At 71.2% G+C, this 16,099-nt stretch carries 19 protein-coding genes and 2 pseudogenes; 5 read left to right on the forward strand and 16 right to left on the reverse strand.

The genetic code is table 11. The features are described 5' to 3' along the window. Nucleotides 1–101 precede the first annotated feature (101 nt). The 3 genes from ACZ4Z1_RS09645 to ACZ4Z1_RS09655 form a co-directional block, all read right to left on the reverse strand. Nucleotides 102–2,594: an MFS transporter gene (locus ACZ4Z1_RS09645; protein ID WP_468486304.1), complete on the reverse strand. Its 2,493-nt coding sequence runs from the start codon at nt 2,592–2,594 to the stop codon at nt 102–104. 89 nt (nt 2,595–2,683) lie between these two features. After that, entirely contained in the window at nt 2,684–3,157 is a 474-nt protein-coding gene (locus tag ACZ4Z1_RS09650; protein WP_468486029.1) for a MarR family winged helix-turn-helix transcriptional regulator, read from the reverse strand. 240 nt (nt 3,158–3,397) lie between these two features. Next, nucleotides 3,398–4,102, reverse strand: a complete 705-nt coding sequence (locus ACZ4Z1_RS09655; RefSeq protein ID WP_468486030.1) for a TetR/AcrR family transcriptional regulator — start codon at nt 4,100–4,102, stop codon at nt 3,398–3,400. Between the two features lie 64 nt (nt 4,103–4,166). Between ACZ4Z1_RS09655 and ACZ4Z1_RS09660 the strand changes: the two genes are divergently transcribed. The 3 genes from ACZ4Z1_RS09660 (at nt 4,167) to ACZ4Z1_RS09670 (ending at nt 6,444) form a co-directional block, all read left to right on the forward strand. Beyond that, complete coding sequence (locus ACZ4Z1_RS09660) at nt 4,167–5,678, forward strand: monooxygenase (RefSeq protein ID WP_468486031.1); 1,512 nt, start codon at nt 4,167–4,169, stop codon at nt 5,676–5,678. Between the two features lie 29 nt (nt 5,679–5,707). Next, nucleotides 5,708–6,109 carry a RidA family protein gene (locus ACZ4Z1_RS09665; RefSeq protein WP_468486032.1) on the forward strand — a complete coding sequence of 134 codons (402 nt, stop codon included), beginning with the start codon at nt 5,708–5,710 and terminating at the stop codon, nt 6,107–6,109. Between the two features lie 116 nt (nt 6,110–6,225). Next, nucleotides 6,226–6,444 (forward strand): hypothetical protein, encoded by a 219-nt coding sequence (locus ACZ4Z1_RS09670; RefSeq protein WP_468486033.1) that lies wholly within the window; start codon nt 6,226–6,228, stop codon nt 6,442–6,444. A 25-nt stretch (nt 6,445–6,469) separates the two neighbouring features. Here the strand turns inward: ACZ4Z1_RS09670 and ACZ4Z1_RS09675 are convergent, their stop codons facing one another. Both ACZ4Z1_RS09675 and ACZ4Z1_RS09680 read right to left on the reverse strand, forming a co-directional pair. Next, nucleotides 6,470–6,814 (reverse strand): hypothetical protein, encoded by a 345-nt coding sequence (locus tag ACZ4Z1_RS09675; protein WP_468486034.1) that lies wholly within the window; start codon nt 6,812–6,814, stop codon nt 6,470–6,472. Beyond that, on the reverse strand, nt 6,811–6,948 hold the full coding sequence (locus ACZ4Z1_RS09680) for a hypothetical protein (protein ID WP_468486035.1): 138 nt from the start codon (nt 6,946–6,948) through the stop codon (nt 6,811–6,813). Before ACZ4Z1_RS09680 ends, ACZ4Z1_RS09675 begins: the two co-directional genes overlap by 4 nt. A gap of 307 nt (nt 6,949–7,255) precedes the next feature. Between ACZ4Z1_RS09680 and ACZ4Z1_RS09685 the strand changes: the two genes are divergently transcribed. Beyond that, entirely contained in the window at nt 7,256–7,507 is a 252-nt protein-coding gene (locus ACZ4Z1_RS09685; RefSeq protein ID WP_468486305.1) for a GntR family transcriptional regulator, read from the forward strand. Nucleotides 7,508–7,536: 29 nt separating this feature from the next. On the opposite strand, the gene ACZ4Z1_RS09690 is transcribed toward ACZ4Z1_RS09685, so the two are convergent. The 3 genes from ACZ4Z1_RS09690 to ACZ4Z1_RS09700 all read right to left on the reverse strand — a co-directional run bounded on the left by ACZ4Z1_RS09690 (nt 7,537) and on the right by ACZ4Z1_RS09700 (nt 9,426). After that, the gene (locus ACZ4Z1_RS09690) at nt 7,537–8,094 is read right to left on the reverse strand and encodes a Uma2 family endonuclease (RefSeq protein ID WP_468486036.1); all 558 of its coding nucleotides are present in this window, start codon (nt 8,092–8,094) and stop codon (nt 7,537–7,539) included. Between the two features lie 316 nt (nt 8,095–8,410). Then, entirely contained in the window at nt 8,411–8,863 is a 453-nt protein-coding gene (locus tag ACZ4Z1_RS09695; RefSeq protein WP_468486037.1) for a MarR family winged helix-turn-helix transcriptional regulator, read from the reverse strand. Nucleotides 8,864–8,982: 119 nt separating this feature from the next. After that, nucleotides 8,983–9,426, reverse strand: coding sequence for a cupin domain-containing protein (locus ACZ4Z1_RS09700; RefSeq protein WP_468486038.1), 444 nt, complete (start codon nt 9,424–9,426; stop codon nt 8,983–8,985). 283 nt (nt 9,427–9,709) lie between these two features. On the opposite strand from ACZ4Z1_RS09700, the gene ACZ4Z1_RS09705 reads away from it, so the two are divergent. Further along, nucleotides 9,710–10,360 carry a CatB-related O-acetyltransferase gene (locus ACZ4Z1_RS09705; RefSeq protein ID WP_468486039.1) on the forward strand — a complete coding sequence of 217 codons (651 nt, stop codon included), beginning with the start codon at nt 9,710–9,712 and terminating at the stop codon, nt 10,358–10,360. Between the two features lie 6 nt (nt 10,361–10,366). Here the strand turns inward: ACZ4Z1_RS09705 and ACZ4Z1_RS09710 are convergent, their stop codons facing one another. From ACZ4Z1_RS09710 to ACZ4Z1_RS09745, 8 genes and pseudogenes are all read right to left on the reverse strand, one after another. Further along, nucleotides 10,367–10,798 carry an ankyrin repeat domain-containing protein gene (locus ACZ4Z1_RS09710; RefSeq protein WP_468486040.1) on the reverse strand — a complete coding sequence of 144 codons (432 nt, stop codon included), beginning with the start codon at nt 10,796–10,798 and terminating at the stop codon, nt 10,367–10,369. Further along, nucleotides 10,795–11,772, reverse strand: coding sequence for a S1 family peptidase (locus tag ACZ4Z1_RS09715; protein ID WP_468486041.1), 978 nt, complete (start codon nt 11,770–11,772; stop codon nt 10,795–10,797). The genes ACZ4Z1_RS09710 and ACZ4Z1_RS09715 overlap by 4 nt, the downstream gene beginning before the upstream one ends. 168 nt (nt 11,773–11,940) lie before the next feature. Further along, nucleotides 11,941–12,057, reverse strand: a pseudogene (locus tag ACZ4Z1_RS09720) (VOC family protein); the annotation flags it as partial. A 69-nt stretch (nt 12,058–12,126) separates the two neighbouring features. Next, nucleotides 12,127–12,678: an SgcJ/EcaC family oxidoreductase gene (locus ACZ4Z1_RS09725; protein WP_468486042.1), complete on the reverse strand. Its 552-nt coding sequence runs from the start codon at nt 12,676–12,678 to the stop codon at nt 12,127–12,129. 270 nt (nt 12,679–12,948) lie between these two features. Further along, a pseudogene (locus ACZ4Z1_RS09730) lies at nt 12,949–13,059 on the reverse strand (helix-turn-helix domain-containing protein); the annotation flags it as partial. A gap of 81 nt (nt 13,060–13,140) precedes the next feature. After that, nucleotides 13,141–14,007 carry a hypothetical protein gene (locus tag ACZ4Z1_RS09735; RefSeq protein WP_468486043.1) on the reverse strand — a complete coding sequence of 289 codons (867 nt, stop codon included), beginning with the start codon at nt 14,005–14,007 and terminating at the stop codon, nt 13,141–13,143. A gap of 220 nt (nt 14,008–14,227) precedes the next feature. Then, nucleotides 14,228–15,064 carry an RNA polymerase sigma factor SigF gene (locus ACZ4Z1_RS09740; RefSeq protein WP_468486044.1) on the reverse strand — a complete coding sequence of 279 codons (837 nt, stop codon included), beginning with the start codon at nt 15,062–15,064 and terminating at the stop codon, nt 14,228–14,230. Nucleotides 15,065–15,255: 191 nt separating this feature from the next. Further along, nucleotides 15,256–16,065: an RNA polymerase sigma factor SigF gene (locus ACZ4Z1_RS09745; RefSeq protein WP_468486045.1), complete on the reverse strand. Its 810-nt coding sequence runs from the start codon at nt 16,063–16,065 to the stop codon at nt 15,256–15,258. Between the last annotated feature and the right edge of the window lie 34 nt (nt 16,066–16,099).

Here is a 16,099-nt window from a genome sequence, read left to right on the forward strand (position 1 = left end):
CCTCCATAAAAGGAGAAAGGAGGCTCATGCCTCCACCACCCCCCCCCCCCCCCCCCCCCCCCCCCCCCCCCCCCCCCCCCCCCCCCCCCCCGGGCCCGGGATCACTCGCCGGGGTGGGCGAGCTCGACGTCGTACCCGTCGACCCCGCGCGCGTCGACCGTCAGGCCGTTGGCGACCGGCGGGTAGCCGCTCGCGATGACCGTGTAGTCGCCCGCGTCCAGGTCGGTGAAGGCGTACGCGCCGTCCTCACCGGTGGTGGAGGTGGCCACGACGTTGCCCGCCGCGTCCACGAGCGTGACCCGAGCGTCCGGCAGCGGACGCCGGTCGGCTCCGGCCCGTACGATGCCCTGCACCCGGGCGCCGGACAGCAGCTCGATCTCCATCCGGGTCGTGCCCTGCCCGCCGACCTCGACCGGCAGCGCCGTCGGCCGGTAGTCGGCCGCGTTGACGGCGATGGTGTACGTGCCGGGGGCCAGCTCGTCGAAGGAGAAGAAGCCCTCCTCGCCGGTCTTGCCGGTGGCCAGCACCTCGCCGCGCACATCGGTGACCACGACCATTGCGTCCGCCACCGGCTCGCCGGTGACCGCGCTGCGGACCTGGCCGCCGAGGCCGCTGGTGCCGCTGAGCAGGATGTCGTAGCCCAGGGCGTCGTCGCCGATGACGACCGTGGACGCCTGCGGCTGGTGGCCGTCGGCGGCCGCGATCAGCACGTACGAACCGGCGCTCGGGGCGTTCAGCACGTACGAGCCGTTGGCCTGGGCCACCGAGCGGCCGAGCTGGCGTCCGCTGAGCGAGATCAGCGTGACCGCGGAGTTCGCGACCGGGAGGCCCTCCGCGTTGCGGACGGAGCCGTGGATCGCCGGGCCGCCCGGGACCTCGTCACCGCCGCCCGCCGAGGCGTACGCCGCCAGCGGCTGCGTGGTGGCCGACGCCGCCGGCTGCTGCGCCCAGGAGGGCGCCCGGCCGTCGTCGTCCTGGCCCACCGGGGCACCGGCGCCCACGAGGGCGGGCTCCGGCTGCGGCGCCGCAGCGGCGGCGGCACCGGCAGCGGCGGGTGCCGCCGTCGGCTCGTCGGACTGCGCCAGACCGCCCTGGGTCTTCAGCGCGACCTCCTTGATGAACAGCGTCAGCAGGAAGGCGAGCAGCGCGCACGGAGCGGCGTACAGGAAGACGTCGGCGACGCCGTGCCCGTAGGCGCTCTCCATGATGGTCCGGAACGGGGCCGGGAGGGCGTCCAGGTCCGGAATGCCGCCACCGCCGCCGGCGCCGCCCTGCGCGAACTTCGCCGCGGCCTGCGGGCCGAGCTCCTGCACGCCGTCCTTGACGTAGTGCGTGACGCGGTTGGCGAGCACCGCACCCAGCGCCGAGACGCCCACCGCACCACCGAGGGAGCGGAAGAAGGTCACGACGGAGGAGGCGGAGCCGAGGTCCTTCGGGGCGACCTGGTTCTGCGTGCACAGCACCAGGTTCTGCATCATCATGCCGATGCCGAGGCCCATCAGCGCCATGAAGATCGCGATGTGCCAGTACTCGGTGTCGTACCGGATGGTGCCCAGCAGGCCGAGGCCCGCGGTCACCAGCACGCCACCGGAGACCAGCCAGGCCTTCCACTTGCCGGTCTTGGTGATGATCTGACCGGAGACGGTCGAGGAGATGAACAGACCACCGATCATCGGGATCGTCATGATCCCGGACATCGTCGGCGACTCGCCGCGCGCCAGCTGGAAGTACTGGCTGAAGAAGACGGTGCCGGAGAACATCGCGATACCGACGAACAGCGAGGCCAGCGAGGCCAGGGTGATCGTCTTGTTGCGGAACAGCCGCAGCGGGATGATCGGCTCGCTCGCCCGGGACTCGACGAACACGAAGATCGCGCCGAGCACGATCGCGCCGCCGACCATGGCGAAGGTCTGGCCGGAGATCCAGTCGTACTTGTCACCCGCCAGGGTCACCCACACCAGCAGCAGCGAGACCGCCGCGCTGATGAAGAACGCGCCCGCCCAGTCGACCTTGACGTCCCGCTTGACCACGGGCAGCTTCAGGGTCTTCTGCAGGACGATCAGGGCGATCACCGCGAACGGCACGCCGACGTAGAAGCACCAGCGCCAGCCCATCCAGCTGGTGTCGGTGATGACGCCGCCCAGCAGCGGGCCGCCGACGGTGGCGACCGCGAAGGTGGCGCCGATGTAGCCGCTGTACCGCCCGCGCTCGCGCGGGGAGATCATCGCGGCCATGACGATCTGGGCCAGCGCGGACAGACCGCCCACACCGATGCCCTGCACGACGCGGCACGCGATCAGCATGCCGGAGTTCTGCGACAGGCCGGCCACCACCGAGCCCGCCACGTAGATCACCAGCGCGACCTGGACCAGCAGCTTCTTGCTGAACAGGTCGGACAGCTTGCCCCACAGCGGGGTGGTCGCGGTCATCGCCAGCAGCGACGCGGTGACGACCCAGGTGTACGCGCTCTGGCCGCCCTTGAGATCGTGGATGATCTCGGGCAGCGCGTTGGAGACGATCGTCGAGGACAGGATGGCGACGAACATGCCGAGCAGCAGCCCGGATATCGCCTCCATGATCTGACGGTGCGTCATGGGCGCCCCGTCGGGAGCCGGGTGGCCCCCGTGCTTGGCGTGGCCGCCCCGCACACCGGATGGTGTGGTCGTAGCCATGTGGTTCCTTTTCATTCCGCGGGTGTGCGGGTGGTGGATTCGTGGTGCGCCCGGGTACGGCAGTCGCCGAAGCTCGTACGGAGCCTGGCGAGCAGCTCGTTGAGACGGCCGACGTCGCTGTCGGACCAGTCGTCCAGATACCGGGCGAGTGATGCTGTGTAGCGCTCGGAGAGCTCCGCGAGGAGCAGCCTGCCGCTCGGTGTCAGCCGCAGCAGCCGCGACCGCTTGTCCTGCGGGTCGGGCTCGCGCTCGATCCAGCCGCGCTCGGCGGCGTGGGCCACGTGCCGGCTCGTGACCGACATGTCGATCGCGAGCAGCTCCGCCAGCTTGCTCATCCGCATCTCGCCGAACCGGTCGAGCAGGGTGAGCACACCGGCCGAAGCGGGCGGACAGTCGGGCGGCAGAATCCGCCCCATCTCACGCTTGACGGCACCGATGGCACTGAGCTGCCGGGCCAGCTCCTCGTACTGACTCTGAGCGGCCATGGGCACCTCCGCACTTCTTCTTTTGTTGCCTTGAGCAACCGTAGAACCACTTGGTTGCTGAAGGCAAACGATTTCGAGGCGGGGAAGGTAAAGGAACCCAAAAGGTTGGCAAGATCAACGGTCAAGGAGGTGGGGTGGGGGCGTAAAGGCGCAGGCGGGGGCGGGTGTTGCCGCCTCCACCTGGGTGGAGCGAGGACCCCGGTGCTCGCCGGAGGCCCTCGCCGTGCCGCCGCGCCGGTCCTACTCCGCAGGGGTGGCCGCCGGCGGCGCGTGCCGCGCCCGCAACCCCTCGACGATCAGGCTGAGCCCGAACTCGAAGAGGCCGGTGAAGTCCGTGCTGGTGAGGGTGGGGAGGGTGGCGCCTAGGTGGGGGTACGTCCCGGCGGCTACCGCGTCGCGCAGAGCCCCCGCGCCCTCGGCGCCCTCGTCCTGTGCCTGGAGGGCCGCCTGCTCCTCCAAGGTGTGGCCCACGGTGTAGTTGACCACCGTGTAGAGCGCCCGGGCCGCCGCGTCGTCGCTGAAGCCCGCCTCGCGCAGTACGCCCACGAGCGCGTCGGCGAAGCCGAGGACGCTCTCGCCGGTCGCGTGCGTACCGGCGAAGACGCGGGCGCCGTCGCGGTGGGTGAGCAGGGCGCTGCGCGCGGCGCGGGCGAGGGCGGTCAGCCGCTCGCTCCAGTCGCCGCCGTCCGTCGTGGCCGCCGATGCGGTGGCGGCAGCCTCGGCGGCGCCCTCCATCATCCGCTCGGCCATGGCGGTGAGCAGGTCCTGCTTGGTCGCGAAATAGCGGTACAGGGCGCCGGCCTGTACGCCCATCGCGTCGGCGAGCCGACGCATGGTCAGTGCGTCGAGGCCCGATTGATCCAGCAGGTCGAGGGCGGTTTGCAGGGTGCGTGTGCGGTCGAGTCGGGCGGGGCGGCCGCGAGCCGGGGTTGACGGGGAGCTCATGACCCTCACTATAGTGAACGCTGTTCACGTGAACGTTGTTCACTAAATAGGGAGGGTCACTCCGATGAATGTTGATGTGGCTGTCGTGGGCGCGGGCCCCACCGGCCTGCTGCTCGCCTGCGAACTCGCGCTGGCCGGCGTACGCACCCGCGTCTTCGAGCGCCGTGCCGAGCCGCAGCGCGACTCGCGGGCCCTGAGCCTGCACCCGCGCAGCGTGGAGCTGATGGACCAGCGCGGGCTGCTCGGCCGTTTCCTCCCGCTCGGCCGGCCCGTGCCCGGCTGGCACTTCGCCCAGCTCCCCACCCACCTGGACTTCTCCGTACTGGACTCCCGGCACGGCTACACGCTGTTCCTCGCCCAGGCGCACACCGAGGCGCTGCTGGCGGAGCGCGCCCGGGAGCTGGGCGTCGAGATCGAGCGCGGCCACGAGGTCGCCGGGCTCGGCCAGGACGGCGACGGGGTCGATCTGAAGGTGCGTGGCCGGGACGGGAGCGTCGCGACGATACGGTCCCGTTACGTCGTCGGCTGCGACGGCGGGCGCAGCGTCGTACGGCAGTCCGCCGGCATCGCCTTCCCGGGTACGGACGAAACCCTCACCGGCGTACTCGGCGACTTCGCGGTCACCGACCCCGCCGCCCTCGACGCCGCCCGCGAGCGGGGCGTACTGGTCGCCCCGATGGAGGACGGCATCGTCCGGCTCGTCCTCATCGACCCGGAACGGATGCGCGTGCCGGCCGGAGAGCCCGTCACCCTGGAGGAGTTCCGCGAGTCCCTGACCCGGATCTGCGGTACCGACTGCGGTGTCGCCGAACCCCGCTGGCTCTCCCGCTTCGGCAACGCCACCCGGCTCGCCGAGAGCTACCGCGCGGGTCGCGTCCTCCTGGCGGGCGACGCCGCCCACATCCACTTCCCCGCGGCGGGCCAGGGCCTCAACACCGGCCTCCAGGACGCCATGAACCTCGGCTGGAAGCTGGCCGCCGAGGTCAACGGCTGGGCCCCGCCCGGCCTCCTGGACACGTACGACGGGGAGCGGCGGCCGGTCGGGCAGTCGGTCACCGAGAACACCGAGGTCCAGACCCTGCTGGCCGAACTGACCCTCGTACCGCGGTATCAGCGCCCCGGCGCGGCGTTGCGCAAGCTCTTCGACGAACTCCTCGGCATGGAAGAGGTCAACCGCACCCTCGCCGCCCGGGTCTCCGGGCTCGGCACGGCCTACCCGCCGACCGCTCCCGGAGCCGATCCACTGGTGGGCCACCGGATGCCGGACATCGGCCTGGCCGCCGCCGGGTCGGAGGCGGTACGGGTGTACGAACTCCTCCCGGCCGGCCGGTACGTCCACCTCGACCTCGCGGGCGACGCCCCGGGCCTCGGCTCGGCGGTCGCTGCGGGCTGGGGTTCGCGCGTCACCCCCGTCAGCGTCACCACTCGGGACACCCACCCCGACCTGGACGGCGTGGCCGAGATCCTCGTACGCCCCGACGGCCACGTGGCCTGGGCCACCCGCACCACCGACGTCCGCGCCCGCCACGCCGAACGGCACGAGGCGCTCACGGCCTGGGCGGGCGCACCGTCGTGAACCCCAGACCCCGAGAGGGCAGCGCCGTCATGCCTCCACAACGCCTCAACCCTTCCGCCGTACCCGACCCGGCACCCTTGATCAGCCAAGTCGTCGTCACCGAAGGCGTACGGCTGGCGCACCTGTCGGGGCAGGTCGCCTGGGACGCCGACGGACGGCCCGTCGGACCCGGTGATCACGCGGCCCAGGCCGCCCAGATAGCCCGCAACCTGGAAACGGTCCTCGCGGCGGTCGGCGCCACCCGGGACGACATCATCAAAGAAACCGTCTACGTGGTGGACTACACCCCCGCCTTGCTCCCCGAGATCTTCGCCCCGCTGCGCGCGGGCACCACGGAGTCACCGGCGAGCACACTGGTGGGCGTCGCCGCCCTCTTCGCACCTGAGTACCTGCTGGAAGTCGAAGTGGTAGCGGCATTGCGCACACGGTAGGGCCGGTGGAGCCCGAGGCCGGCGGAGCCGGTGGAGCGGATCGGCGGGCAACTGTGCTGTGACGCACGAGGCCCAGGGGTGTGCCGCACATGCCGGGTTCGCTAGGGTCCTGGCCTATGGCGAACTACCAGCAGAACCCGGCCAACGGCCAGCAGGACCCGGCCGGCAGCACGCAGATGTTCCGCGCCTTCGTGGACGAGGGTGCCCCCGAGGCCGGCGGCCGCCGGGCAGCGGCCCAGCAGCAGTCGTCCGGCGGTCCCCGCGTCGGCGTCATCGTCGGCGTGATCGTCGCGATCGCGGTCGTCGTCGGGGCGGCCTGGCTCGCGCTGAGCTGACCGGACGCGCCGTCCTGACGTCCCCTCACTCGGCCGCCGCCAAGCGGCCGACGATCTCCTTTCCGCCCCCCACGCCCAGGCCGGGAACCCGCCGGCCTCGGCTGTCGGCCACCCGCAGCGCGTCGTGCAGCGCCTCGACCAACCGGTTCGCGAGAAACCGCAGTTCACTGGCCGAGGCGCCGGGTTCGCCCAGCAGCGCCCCGGCGTGATCGAGCAGTTCCGTACCCATGTCGAGCTGCGCCGCCTCCATGTCGTCCGCGAGCCGCGACACGTAGCCGTCACCGTCCGTCGACAGCAGGCACTGCTTGCCACCCCCCTGCGACCAGGGCAGCAGGCGCATACCTGGCTGCGGACCGGCGTCCGCGCTCATACGGCGAACTCCCCGTGGCAGCCGCTGACGCGGGCGATGAGCCGTGCCTGCTGCTGGTCCTCTCGTGCCTCATGGGCGGCGAGGTACGGGCGTACGAGGGGCGAGGCGTCGCCGTCGATCGGCCCGTCCAGCACGCGAGCAGTGGGCCGCGCGAGCCTCACCCGGGGAGAGGGGCGCGTGGGCGCGCGGAGGGTTGTGACGGGGGCAGCCACTGGCGGCGAGAGGCGATACCTCGGCCAGGCCGCAAGGCGGCGGATACGGTGGAGCACGTCGACGCTCTTTTCGTTGGTTGGGGGCGTTGGCCATGCCCCGGGGCCGTTGCAGCGGTCGCCGGGGTTCAACTTCGTTCGCGGTCCAGGCCTATTAGCTCCTGTATACACCTATGGCCCTACGGGCGCATCTATGCCGGGAAAGCTACCCATGCGTAGAGTCCCGTTCGTGATGGAGTTCGACCCGACGCGGCCCAAGTGGATGCAGATCGCCGACGTGATGCGAGAGCGGATCGCAAGTGGGGCCTACCCGCCGCGCCACCTCATCTCCGAAGTGAAGATGGAGCAGGAGTTCGGCGTCGCCCGCGTGACGGTCCGGAAGGTGACTGCCGCCCTCAGGAAGGACGGGCTCATCATCACCACACCAGGCATGGGGTCGTTCGTGACCGAGCGCAGTCCGGAAGAATCGGCCGGCGAGAGCTGACGTCGCCATCAGCTCGCCAACGCAGTCGCTCACAGACCGCTCGTGTCCAGGTCCACGCCGAACGGGTCCGGGAGGTGCAGCGGGGTTCCGTACGGCAGCGGGCCGGTGACCCGGGTGTAGCCGAGCCGGCCGGGCTCGGCGAAGAGGGTGAGGGCGCGCTGCTGACGGTCGACGAGCAGGTACAGCGGCGCTCCGTACTCGGCGTAGCGGCGGCGCTTGACGACGCGGTCGGTGTCGGCGTTCGACTCCGACGTGACCTCCACGATCAGCAGTGTCTGGTCGGGGAGGAGCGCGCCGGCGACCTCGGCCGCGGCGGTCGGGACGACGGCGAGGTCGGGGACGTACCAGTTGGGGGAACCGGGCAGGTCGAGGTTGCCGGAGCCGATGACGCAATCGAGTTCGCGGGCGCGGGCGGTGAGCTGATTGCGGAGCCTGTCGGCGGCAGTTTCGTGGGCCCAGGTCGGCGACACCGGCTCGATAACTCCCTCGATGATCTGGACCCGGTCCCCGCGAACATGTTGGACCGCGTACTTCAGGGCGTGCTCCGGGTTGACGCCGTCGCTGTAGTCGGCCGACTCGATGCTCATGTGCACATCCTCCCGGAGAACGGCGGTGGCCTCGCGTCCATTCAACGCCCTCACTCGTCCGTACGGCATGTGGACGGCGGACTGTCACCCGGCCGTGTCGGTACGGCACTGGCCGGAGCCATACGCTGCGTACCCAGCGATCGCGCCGGATGCCGTGGAACAATCACTTCCGTTTCGAGCCTGCACGCGGGGCTAACAGTCGGCTGACGCCTCGGGCGAGGTACAGAATCCGTGCCCTAGGGCCCCGAGCCCCCGGTCTCCGGGTCCTGGACTACGGGCCCAGGTTCTGGCCCCTGGCCCCCGGCCCGTCCCGTGACTACTCCGGCAGGAAGGGGAACGGACCCCCCGGCGCCAGCGCGCGGCCGCACGCTTCGTCCAGGGCCGCCTTTCGGTCGGGCCCCGCGGCCTTCAGGAACTCGTCGTCCACTTCGGCCACGATGCCCCGCGCCCGGCCGAGCAGCGAGCGGCCCTGTTCGGTCAGTTCCAGCCGTGCGCGGTGCCCCTGACCGCGCAGGTTGCGCTCCACCGCGCCCAGTTCCTCCAGCATGAGGACGGTGGCGCGCATGCTCTGGCTCGTGACGCCCGCGCGGCGGGCCAGGTCGCTGTACGACAGGTCGGGGTCGCGGGAGATGTGCCCGAGCGCCCCGAACAGCCGCATGGACAGGCCGATGCCGGCGAGGCGCGCCTCCAGCTGCTCCTGGAGGCGCCGTCCGGTGGCGATCACCAGCATGACGGTCGACAGCGCACTCTCCGGCGCCTTGCTGCTCACCCGGGACCCTCCTCGCCGACGCCGGCGCGTACCGGACTCGTACTGGACTCGTGCTGGACTCTCGGTTCCAGTGTCCCAGGCCGCCCGGCCGGAGCGATCAGGTCGGCCGCACGGTGTGCTCAGCGTGCCTCCGGCTCCTCGTGCCGGTACAGCTCCGGTACGGACACCTTGACCGGCTCCTGTGTCGTACGGGCGATCACGACGACCGCGGGCTCGTCCGGGTCGGGATTCTCCTCGCGGTGCGGGACGAACGGCGGGACGAGCACGAAGTCGCCGGGGCCCGCGGTGATCCGTACCTCCTGTCCGCCGTCGTGGTAGACGAAGACGGGGTGGCCGCTGACCACGTAGATCCCCGCCTCCGAGGCGCCGTGGTGGTGGTTGTCCGTCGAGCTGAGCGGTGGGTTCTCCACCAGGCCCATCCACAGCTTCTTCGAGCCGACGGTGCCGCCGCTGATGGCGGCGTGACCGTCCAGCTCGCCGGACCGGACGAGGTGCACGCGGTTGCCCCGCGGCGTGTTGGCGTCGGCGCTCGGTGCGGTGGTGATGCCGTCGTGGACGGTCATTGCGGTGCCCCCTGCGTGTCGATGACCTTGAGTGGGTAGTAGGTTGCGGCCACCAATGCTGAGGCGGCAAGTTTCTTTGCCGGTGCGGCAAGCCCGCAGCGTCGGCCGCATCGACCCCCACCCCCGGCTTGATTAATCGGTCGTCGGAGGCGGCGTCGGTTGGGATCATGCCGGGGGCCGCGGGCCGGTCCGTGGTTCGTCGGCCCTGGAGCCGTGGATCATCAGCCCGTGGGCCGGCAGTCCGCAATCCGTCCGACCACCCGTCACGAGAGGGCACCGAACCATGCCACTTGTCCCCGCCGATCCCGACGTCGTGCACCCGATGCCCGGCCAGCCGCGGGTGGTGCTGCTGAAGCCCCTGGTCACCTCGCCACTGATCGAGGTCGGCGACTTCTCGTACTACGACGACCCGGACGACCCGACCGCCTTCGAGACGCGCAATGTGCTGTACCACTACGGCCCCGAGAGGCTGGTCATCGGCAAGTACTGCGCGCTGGGCGAGGGCGTGCGGTTCATCATGAACGGCGCCAACCACCGGATGGACGGCCCCTCGACGTTCCCCTTCCCGATCATGGGCGGGTCGTGGGCCGACCACTTCGACCTGATCAGCGGGCTGCCGGGCCGGGGCGACACGGTGGTCGGCAACGACGTGTGGTTCGGATACCGGTCCATGGTCATGCCGGGCGTACGGATCGGCCACGGCGCGGTCATCGCCTCCGGGGCCGTCGTCGTGGACGACGTACCCGATTACGGCATCGTCGGCGGCAACCCGGCCAAGCTGATCCGCCGCCGCCACGACGATGCGGACATCGCCCGGCTGCTCGAAATGGCCTGGTGGGACTGGCCGGCCGAGCACATCACCGAGCACATACGGACGATCATGTCCGGGACGGTGGAGGAGCTGGCGGCGGTGGCACCGGTGGCGAAGCCGTAAGGGAATTCAGGCAACCCGGGGACGCGCGCCCGCCGCGACAAGGGCGGCCGCCGTCTCCGGGTGGGGCTGGTAGTCCTTCGTGGCCCAGTCGAGGGGGGAGTGGCCGGTGCCGCCGTCCTCGCGGAGGTTCGGGTCGGCGCCGTGGTCGAGGAGGAGACGTACGACATCGAGGTGGCCCCAGGCCGCAGCCGCGCACAGGGGAGTGCCCTCCGTGCCGTGACCGCTCTCCGCGTCCGGCGCGGCGCCGGCGGTCAGGAGGAGGCGGACGATCGCCGCGTCGCCGTGCACGGACGCGGCGTACAGGGGTGTGCTGCCTTCGGAGTTCGCGGTGTTCGGCTGCGCTCCGGCGCGCAACAGGGCGGCGGCTTCGTCCGCTTGGCCGAGCAGCGCGGCCGTCACCAGCCGCTTCGTGAGCTTCTTCTGCCGTCGTCGGTTCATGCTCCACCGTCCGTACGTATGCTTCCGAGGCCGGGCAGCTGAGGCACCAGCCCCGGCAGCAGCGCCGGTACGTCGGCGAACGCCGCGTCCGCCGGCTGACCGCAGACCTTCCCCGCGGTCTCGCCCGCGAAGCTGAAGATGCCGGCCAGTTCCGGACCGCGCCGCCCCCAGGCCACCAGCGGACTGCCGCTGTCCCCGAAGCACATGGTCGTGGGGGTGCGGTCCGTGCGCGCGGCCTGCCGGTCCCGGGCGCAGAAGACCGAGGTCTCGTCCACCACCGCCGGGGTCTGCGCGGCGCACTGCCCGTGGGTCCGTACGCTGAGGTCGCCGCGGCGCAGGACGTCGCCGCGTATCTCCTTGCCGGGCTGGGACGCGTCCCAGGCGGCCGTGGTGCCGTGGCTGAAGATCGATACGGGGGTGCCGGGGCGCGGCCGGTGCTGGGCGACGGGGAGCGGGGCGATGCCGCGTACGGGAGCGCTGAGCCGTATTTCGGCCATGTCGTAGGCCGCGGAGGACAGTTCCGGGCGGCCGGGGTCGGCGGGGGACGGGAGCAGCTTGTAGCGCGGGTGCCGGGTGGCGCTGCGTACGTCCCGCACCGTGCCCGGGTCCTTCGAGAGGACCGGGGAACCGAGGTGGACCTCCACGCGTCGTACGTCCACACCGTCCACGCAGTGGGCCGCGGTGAGGACGCGGTCGGGGGCGATGAGGGCGCCGCCGCAGGAGGCCCGTTGCAGCAGTGGGCCGTCGCCCTTCACGGCCAGTGTCGCGAGCCAGGGCGCGGCGCCGGGCCGGGGCAGCTGCGTTCCGCCGGACATGGCGTGCGCCTGCCCCGCGAGGCCCACCGCCGTGGCTGTGGCCCCCACGGCTCCCACGGCGGCCATGGCGAGCGCCCCGAGCACCGCCCCGGCCCGCGCACCGTACCGACGCCGCCCCGCGAACCCGCCCCGGTGCTGCTTCGTTCCCATGGCACCCATGTCCCGCCCCCTGCTCGCTGCCTGCGTGTGCGCTGTGACGGGAGTTGACGCTAGTGCGCAGGCGGGCGGAAGTAGTCATCCCTCGGTCGCGTCAGCGGTCAGCCTGCGGGGTGACGACCCTGACGCGGTCTCGGGGTGGGCCTCAGGACTCCCGGGCCCAGGGCCGCCTCATCCCTGCTCCGGCTGCGTGCAGCGGTTGCGGTTGCCGAACGGGACGCGGAGGCCGCAGTCGGTGCCGTACGGGCGCTCGGTGGGTTCCTCGGCGAACTCCACGCCACGAAACAGCGTGCATGGACTTTGGGACCGTCGCATGTCTGCCCGGACCGGGCGAATCACTGATCACCCGGGCCGCGATCACGCTGAGTGGGGCAGCTCGGCCTTACGGGTGTTCTGGAAGGATTGCTGGAGCCACGCTCCGTTCCTCTTGGTCATCACGTTGGTGTTGACGGACTTCGAGCTTGCCCGGCACTCGCTCTCCCCCTTCTGCACCTGACAACTCGTCCGGACGATGACGGCTGTCCGCCGGTCGACGAAGCGCACATGCTCGTCGAGTGTTCGGAGCGTGGTGTCGCCGACGTAGCGGTCGAAGTAGGACTGCATTCCTTGTGCGATCGTCTTCCGCGTGCGCAGGTAATCGCCGTTGAAGGTGACGAGGTCGGCGTCCTTGGTGAAGGTGGCGGCGAAGGCCGCGCCGTCCTTCTCGGCCCAGGCCTGCTCCTGCCGGCGGAGCAACGCGTCGAACGCCGCCCGGCCCTGGTCGTTGCCCGGGCGGGCGGCCGCGCTCGGCAGGCGCTGGGCTGTTGTACGGGGGCTGTCCTCGCCGGCGGCCGGGGCCGCTGTTGCGCCCAGTACGGAAGCGGCGGTCGCCGCCCCCACGGCGATCACGGCGATGTGGCGGTATCGCATTCGTCCTCCTGGATGGCCTAGGAACCTGATGCGTAGACCACCACCAGCATGGGTGACGCGCCGTTCGATGTCGTGATCCTCCTGGAGGAGCCCGCCCTGCCGCTCCCCTGAAGGTCGTTACCGCGCGGCCGGAGCGTACCTGCCCCACGGGCATCTGCGGACGCCGCACCGGCCGCGCACCGGGGCTTCCCGCGCCTGGTCACCAGCAGTCCGGCGTATCGGTCGGAACATGTCGTAAGCATTCGGCCGTCCCTAGGGGAAGCTCCCCGGTGGTGACCCGCCGGACATGGCCCGGTAGTTGCGGGTCAAGTGTGCCTCCGAGACGTGCGCGGTCCGGGCCAGGGCGGGGATGTCCAGCGGCTGCGCGTGAGCGCGGCCCATCGCGTTCCGGCGTCACCACGGGTTCGGCGGGGTGGTGGGGCATTGGCGCGGAATGCCGCGCGCATCCAGGGGCGCTCGGAGTCAGTCCCAGTCGACGTCGACATCCCGGGTCTCGATGTGCATCCCCAGTGGTACGCGCCAGGCGGCCACGCAGACGCGCCAGGTGGCCGTGCGGTGGGTGCGGCCGGTGATGGGGGTGGGGAGGGGCTGGGTGGAGGTTCTGGTGGCCCAGTCGATGCCCAGGGCGCCGATGATGTGGGTCCTGAAGGTGGCGGTGCCCGAAGTGACCGGTCGGTCGCCGGTGTTGTGCAGGGCGAGGGAGACGTTTTCGCACCAGCGGACGTCGGTGCGGGTGCGTTTGATGGTGCCGGTGGTGAGGTGGGGTGGGGTGGTGGGCTTGGGAGCCGGAGTGGGGGAGGGGGGTTGTGCGGGAGGACTGGCGGGGGGACGGTCGGGCGTTCCGCCGGAGTGGTGTCCGGAAGGGCGTCCGGGCGGGGTGTTGGGGGTGGGGGCGGTGCCGCCGCTGCGGGGGCCGTTGTTGCTGGAGCCGTCCTGTGGGGCGGTGGAGGGAGACGCGCCGTCCTGTCCCGGGCCGGCGTGGTCGGAGCCGGGGGCGTCGTTCGTGCCGGGGCCCGTCGGTGGCCGGGAGGCGTACGGGGGTGAGCCGATGCCCGTGGCGGGCGAGCCGGTGCCGTCCAGGGGCGTGAGGGTGATTCCGTCACGCGGGGGTACCGGTCTCGTCGGGGACCGGCCGTCCGCCGGTCCGGCGGCGCCCACCGTGGCGTGACCGCGGCCGTCGTCGTTGCCGCAGGCGCAGAGCAGTGCGGCCAGGCACAGGGCGGTGACGGTGAGAGGGGCGCGCGAGGCCCGCGAGGCGTATGGGGCGCGCGGGACATGGGGAGTACGGGGAGCACGAGCGGTACGCAGGGCGCGTGTGGTCCGTCGCATCGGGCCAGTGTCACTGACGGCACGTCAGTTGCATAGGCCCGGTACGGCAGGGCGTCGGCCCGTACGGGAGGCGGGTGTCCGGCCTTTGCCGGCCGGCTCGGGGACGGAAGTCGATCCGGGGGCAGCCCGGTAGCAGCCCGGGGGCAGTTCGGCAGCAGTCCGCAGGCAGTCCGGCAGTAATCCGCGGCCAATCCGGCGGCAGTCCCGTCTCAGGCCCGGATCAGTCCGAGATCAAGCCCTCGCGCAGCGTCGCCAGGGTGCGGGTGAGCAGGCGGGAGACGTGCATCTGGGAGATGCCGACCTCTTCGCCGATCTGGGACTGTGTCATGTTGGCGAAGAAGCGCAGCATGATGATCTGGCGCTCCCGGGGCGGGAGTTTGGCCAGCAGGGGCTTGAGGGATTCGCGGTACTCGACGCCTTCGAGCGCGCTGTCCTCGTAGCCGAGGCGGTCCGCGAGGGAGCCCTCGCCGCCGTCGTCCTCGGGGGAGGGAGAGTCGAGCGAGGAGGCGGTGTAGGCGTTGCCCACCGCCAGGCCGTCGACGACGTCCTCCTCGGATACGCCGAGGCACTGGGCCAGTTCGGTGACGGTCGGGGAGCGGTCGAGCTTCTGGGCGAGTTCGTCGCTGGCCTTCGTCAGGGCCAGGCGCAGCTCCTGGAGGCGGCGCGGGACGCGCACCGACCACGAGGTGTCGCGGAAGAAACGCTTGATCTCGCCGACCACTGTCGGCATCGCGAACGTCGGGAATTCGACGCCGCGTTCGCAATCGAAACGATCGATGGCCTTGATCAGGCCGATCGTGCCGACCTGGACGATGTCCTCCATCGGCTCGTTGCGACTGCGGAAACGTGCCGCCGCGTAGCGCACCAGCGGCAGGTTCAGTTCGATGAGGGTGTCGCGTACGTACGTGCGCTCCGGGCTGTCCTTGTCGAGCGTGGCCAGCCGCAGGAACAGGGAACGGGAGAGGGTACGGGTGTTGAGAGCGTCGTCGTCGTGCACATGTGGTGCCGGCGCGGGAATCGCGGGAAGCACCTTCGAGCTGCCCAGTTCTACGGACATGCCACCCCCTTGAGGTCGCGGTCGGGTCGCTGCGGCGCCCTCGGTCCGCGGCGGAACCGAGAACTTATGCCTCCACCTGAATACCGGAGGCGACGCCACGGCAAACGCGGTTCCTGCAGAATGTCACATGTCGGCAACACGCTGTAGCGCCTTGTCGACATATCTGTGCAGGAACGGGTCGCCCGTCCCGGTTAGGCTTCGATCCTGTTTGCGGACCGCAGTCGTGCGAAGCTCCGCGACAGTAGCCGCGACACGTGCATCTGCGACACCCCCAGCTCGGCACTGATCTGGGATTGCGTCAAGTTGCTGTAGTAACGGAGGAGCAGGATGCGCTGCTCGCGCTCCGGGAGCTGTACGAGCAGATGCCGGACGAGGTCCCGGTGCTCGACCCCGGCCAGCTCCGGATCCTCGTACCCGAGCCGGTCCAGCAGCCCCGGCAGGCCGTCACCCTCCTGCGCGGCCTCCAGGGAGGTCGCGTGGTATGAGCGGCCCGCCTCCAGGCAGGCCAGCACCTCGTCCTCGCCGATCTTGAGCCGCTCGGCGATCTCCGTGGTCGTCGGGGAGCGGCCGTGCAGCACGGTCAGGTCCTCCGTGGCGCCGTTGACCTGCACCCACAGCTCGTGGAGGCGGCGCGGTACGTGCACAGTGCGCACGTTGTCCCGGAAGTAGCGCTTGATCTCGCCGACCACGGTCGGCATGGCGAAGGTGGGGAACTGGACGCCACGCCCGGGGTCGAAGCGGTCGATGGCGTTGATCAGCCCGATCGTGCCGACCTGGACGACGTCCTCCATCGGCTCGTTACGGCTGCGGAAACGTGCCGCCGCGTAGCGCACCAGGGGCAGATTGGCCTCGATCAGGGCGGCGCGCACCCGGGTGTGCTCGGGTGTGCCCGGCTCCAGGCTGGTGAGCTCGGCGAACAGCACCTGCGTGAGTGCCCGCGTGTCCGCGCTCCTGCTCTCGCGGGATGGAGCCTTGGGCGCAGTTCGGGCCGTCACGGTCACGCCACCCTTCTCAGTCCATTCATCCGGCAAAAGC

Source organism: Streptomyces sp. NPDC030165 (genome assembly GCF_055573595.1).

Bases quoted from the DNA above. Each gene is read 5' to 3' on its own strand.
- ACZ4Z1_RS09645 (WP_468486304.1), bottom strand. From the start codon at position 2,594: ATGACGCACCGTCAGATCATGGAGGCGATATCCGGGCTGCTGCTCGGC.
- ACZ4Z1_RS09650 (WP_468486029.1), bottom strand. From the start codon at position 3,157: ATGGCCGCTCAGAGTCAGTACGAGGAGCTGGCCCGGCAGCTCAGTGCC.
- ACZ4Z1_RS09655 (WP_468486030.1), bottom strand. From the start codon at position 4,102: ATGAGCTCCCCGTCAACCCCGGCTCGCGGCCGCCCCGCCCGACTCGAC.
- ACZ4Z1_RS09660 (WP_468486031.1), top strand. From the start codon at position 4,167: ATGAATGTTGATGTGGCTGTCGTGGGCGCGGGCCCCACCGGCCTGCTG.
- ACZ4Z1_RS09665 (WP_468486032.1), top strand. From the start codon at position 5,708: ATGCCTCCACAACGCCTCAACCCTTCCGCCGTACCCGACCCGGCACCC.
- ACZ4Z1_RS09670 (WP_468486033.1), top strand. From the start codon at position 6,226: ATGGCGAACTACCAGCAGAACCCGGCCAACGGCCAGCAGGACCCGGCC.
- ACZ4Z1_RS09675 (WP_468486034.1), bottom strand. From the start codon at position 6,814: ATGAGCGCGGACGCCGGTCCGCAGCCAGGTATGCGCCTGCTGCCCTGG.
- ACZ4Z1_RS09685 (WP_468486305.1), top strand. From the start codon at position 7,256: ATGGAGTTCGACCCGACGCGGCCCAAGTGGATGCAGATCGCCGACGTG.
- ACZ4Z1_RS09690 (WP_468486036.1), bottom strand. From the start codon at position 8,094: ATGAGCATCGAGTCGGCCGACTACAGCGACGGCGTCAACCCGGAGCAC.
- ACZ4Z1_RS09700 (WP_468486038.1), bottom strand. From the start codon at position 9,426: ATGACCGTCCACGACGGCATCACCACCGCACCGAGCGCCGACGCCAAC.
- ACZ4Z1_RS09705 (WP_468486039.1), top strand. From the start codon at position 9,710: ATGCCACTTGTCCCCGCCGATCCCGACGTCGTGCACCCGATGCCCGGC.
- ACZ4Z1_RS09710 (WP_468486040.1), bottom strand. From the start codon at position 10,798: ATGAACCGACGACGGCAGAAGAAGCTCACGAAGCGGCTGGTGACGGCC.
- ACZ4Z1_RS09715 (WP_468486041.1), bottom strand. From the start codon at position 11,772: ATGGGTGCCATGGGAACGAAGCAGCACCGGGGCGGGTTCGCGGGGCGG.
- ACZ4Z1_RS09725 (WP_468486042.1), bottom strand. From the start codon at position 12,678: ATGCGATACCGCCACATCGCCGTGATCGCCGTGGGGGCGGCGACCGCC.
- ACZ4Z1_RS09735 (WP_468486043.1), bottom strand. From the start codon at position 14,007: ATGCGACGGACCACACGCGCCCTGCGTACCGCTCGTGCTCCCCGTACT.
- ACZ4Z1_RS09740 (WP_468486044.1), bottom strand. From the start codon at position 15,064: ATGTCCGTAGAACTGGGCAGCTCGAAGGTGCTTCCCGCGATTCCCGCG.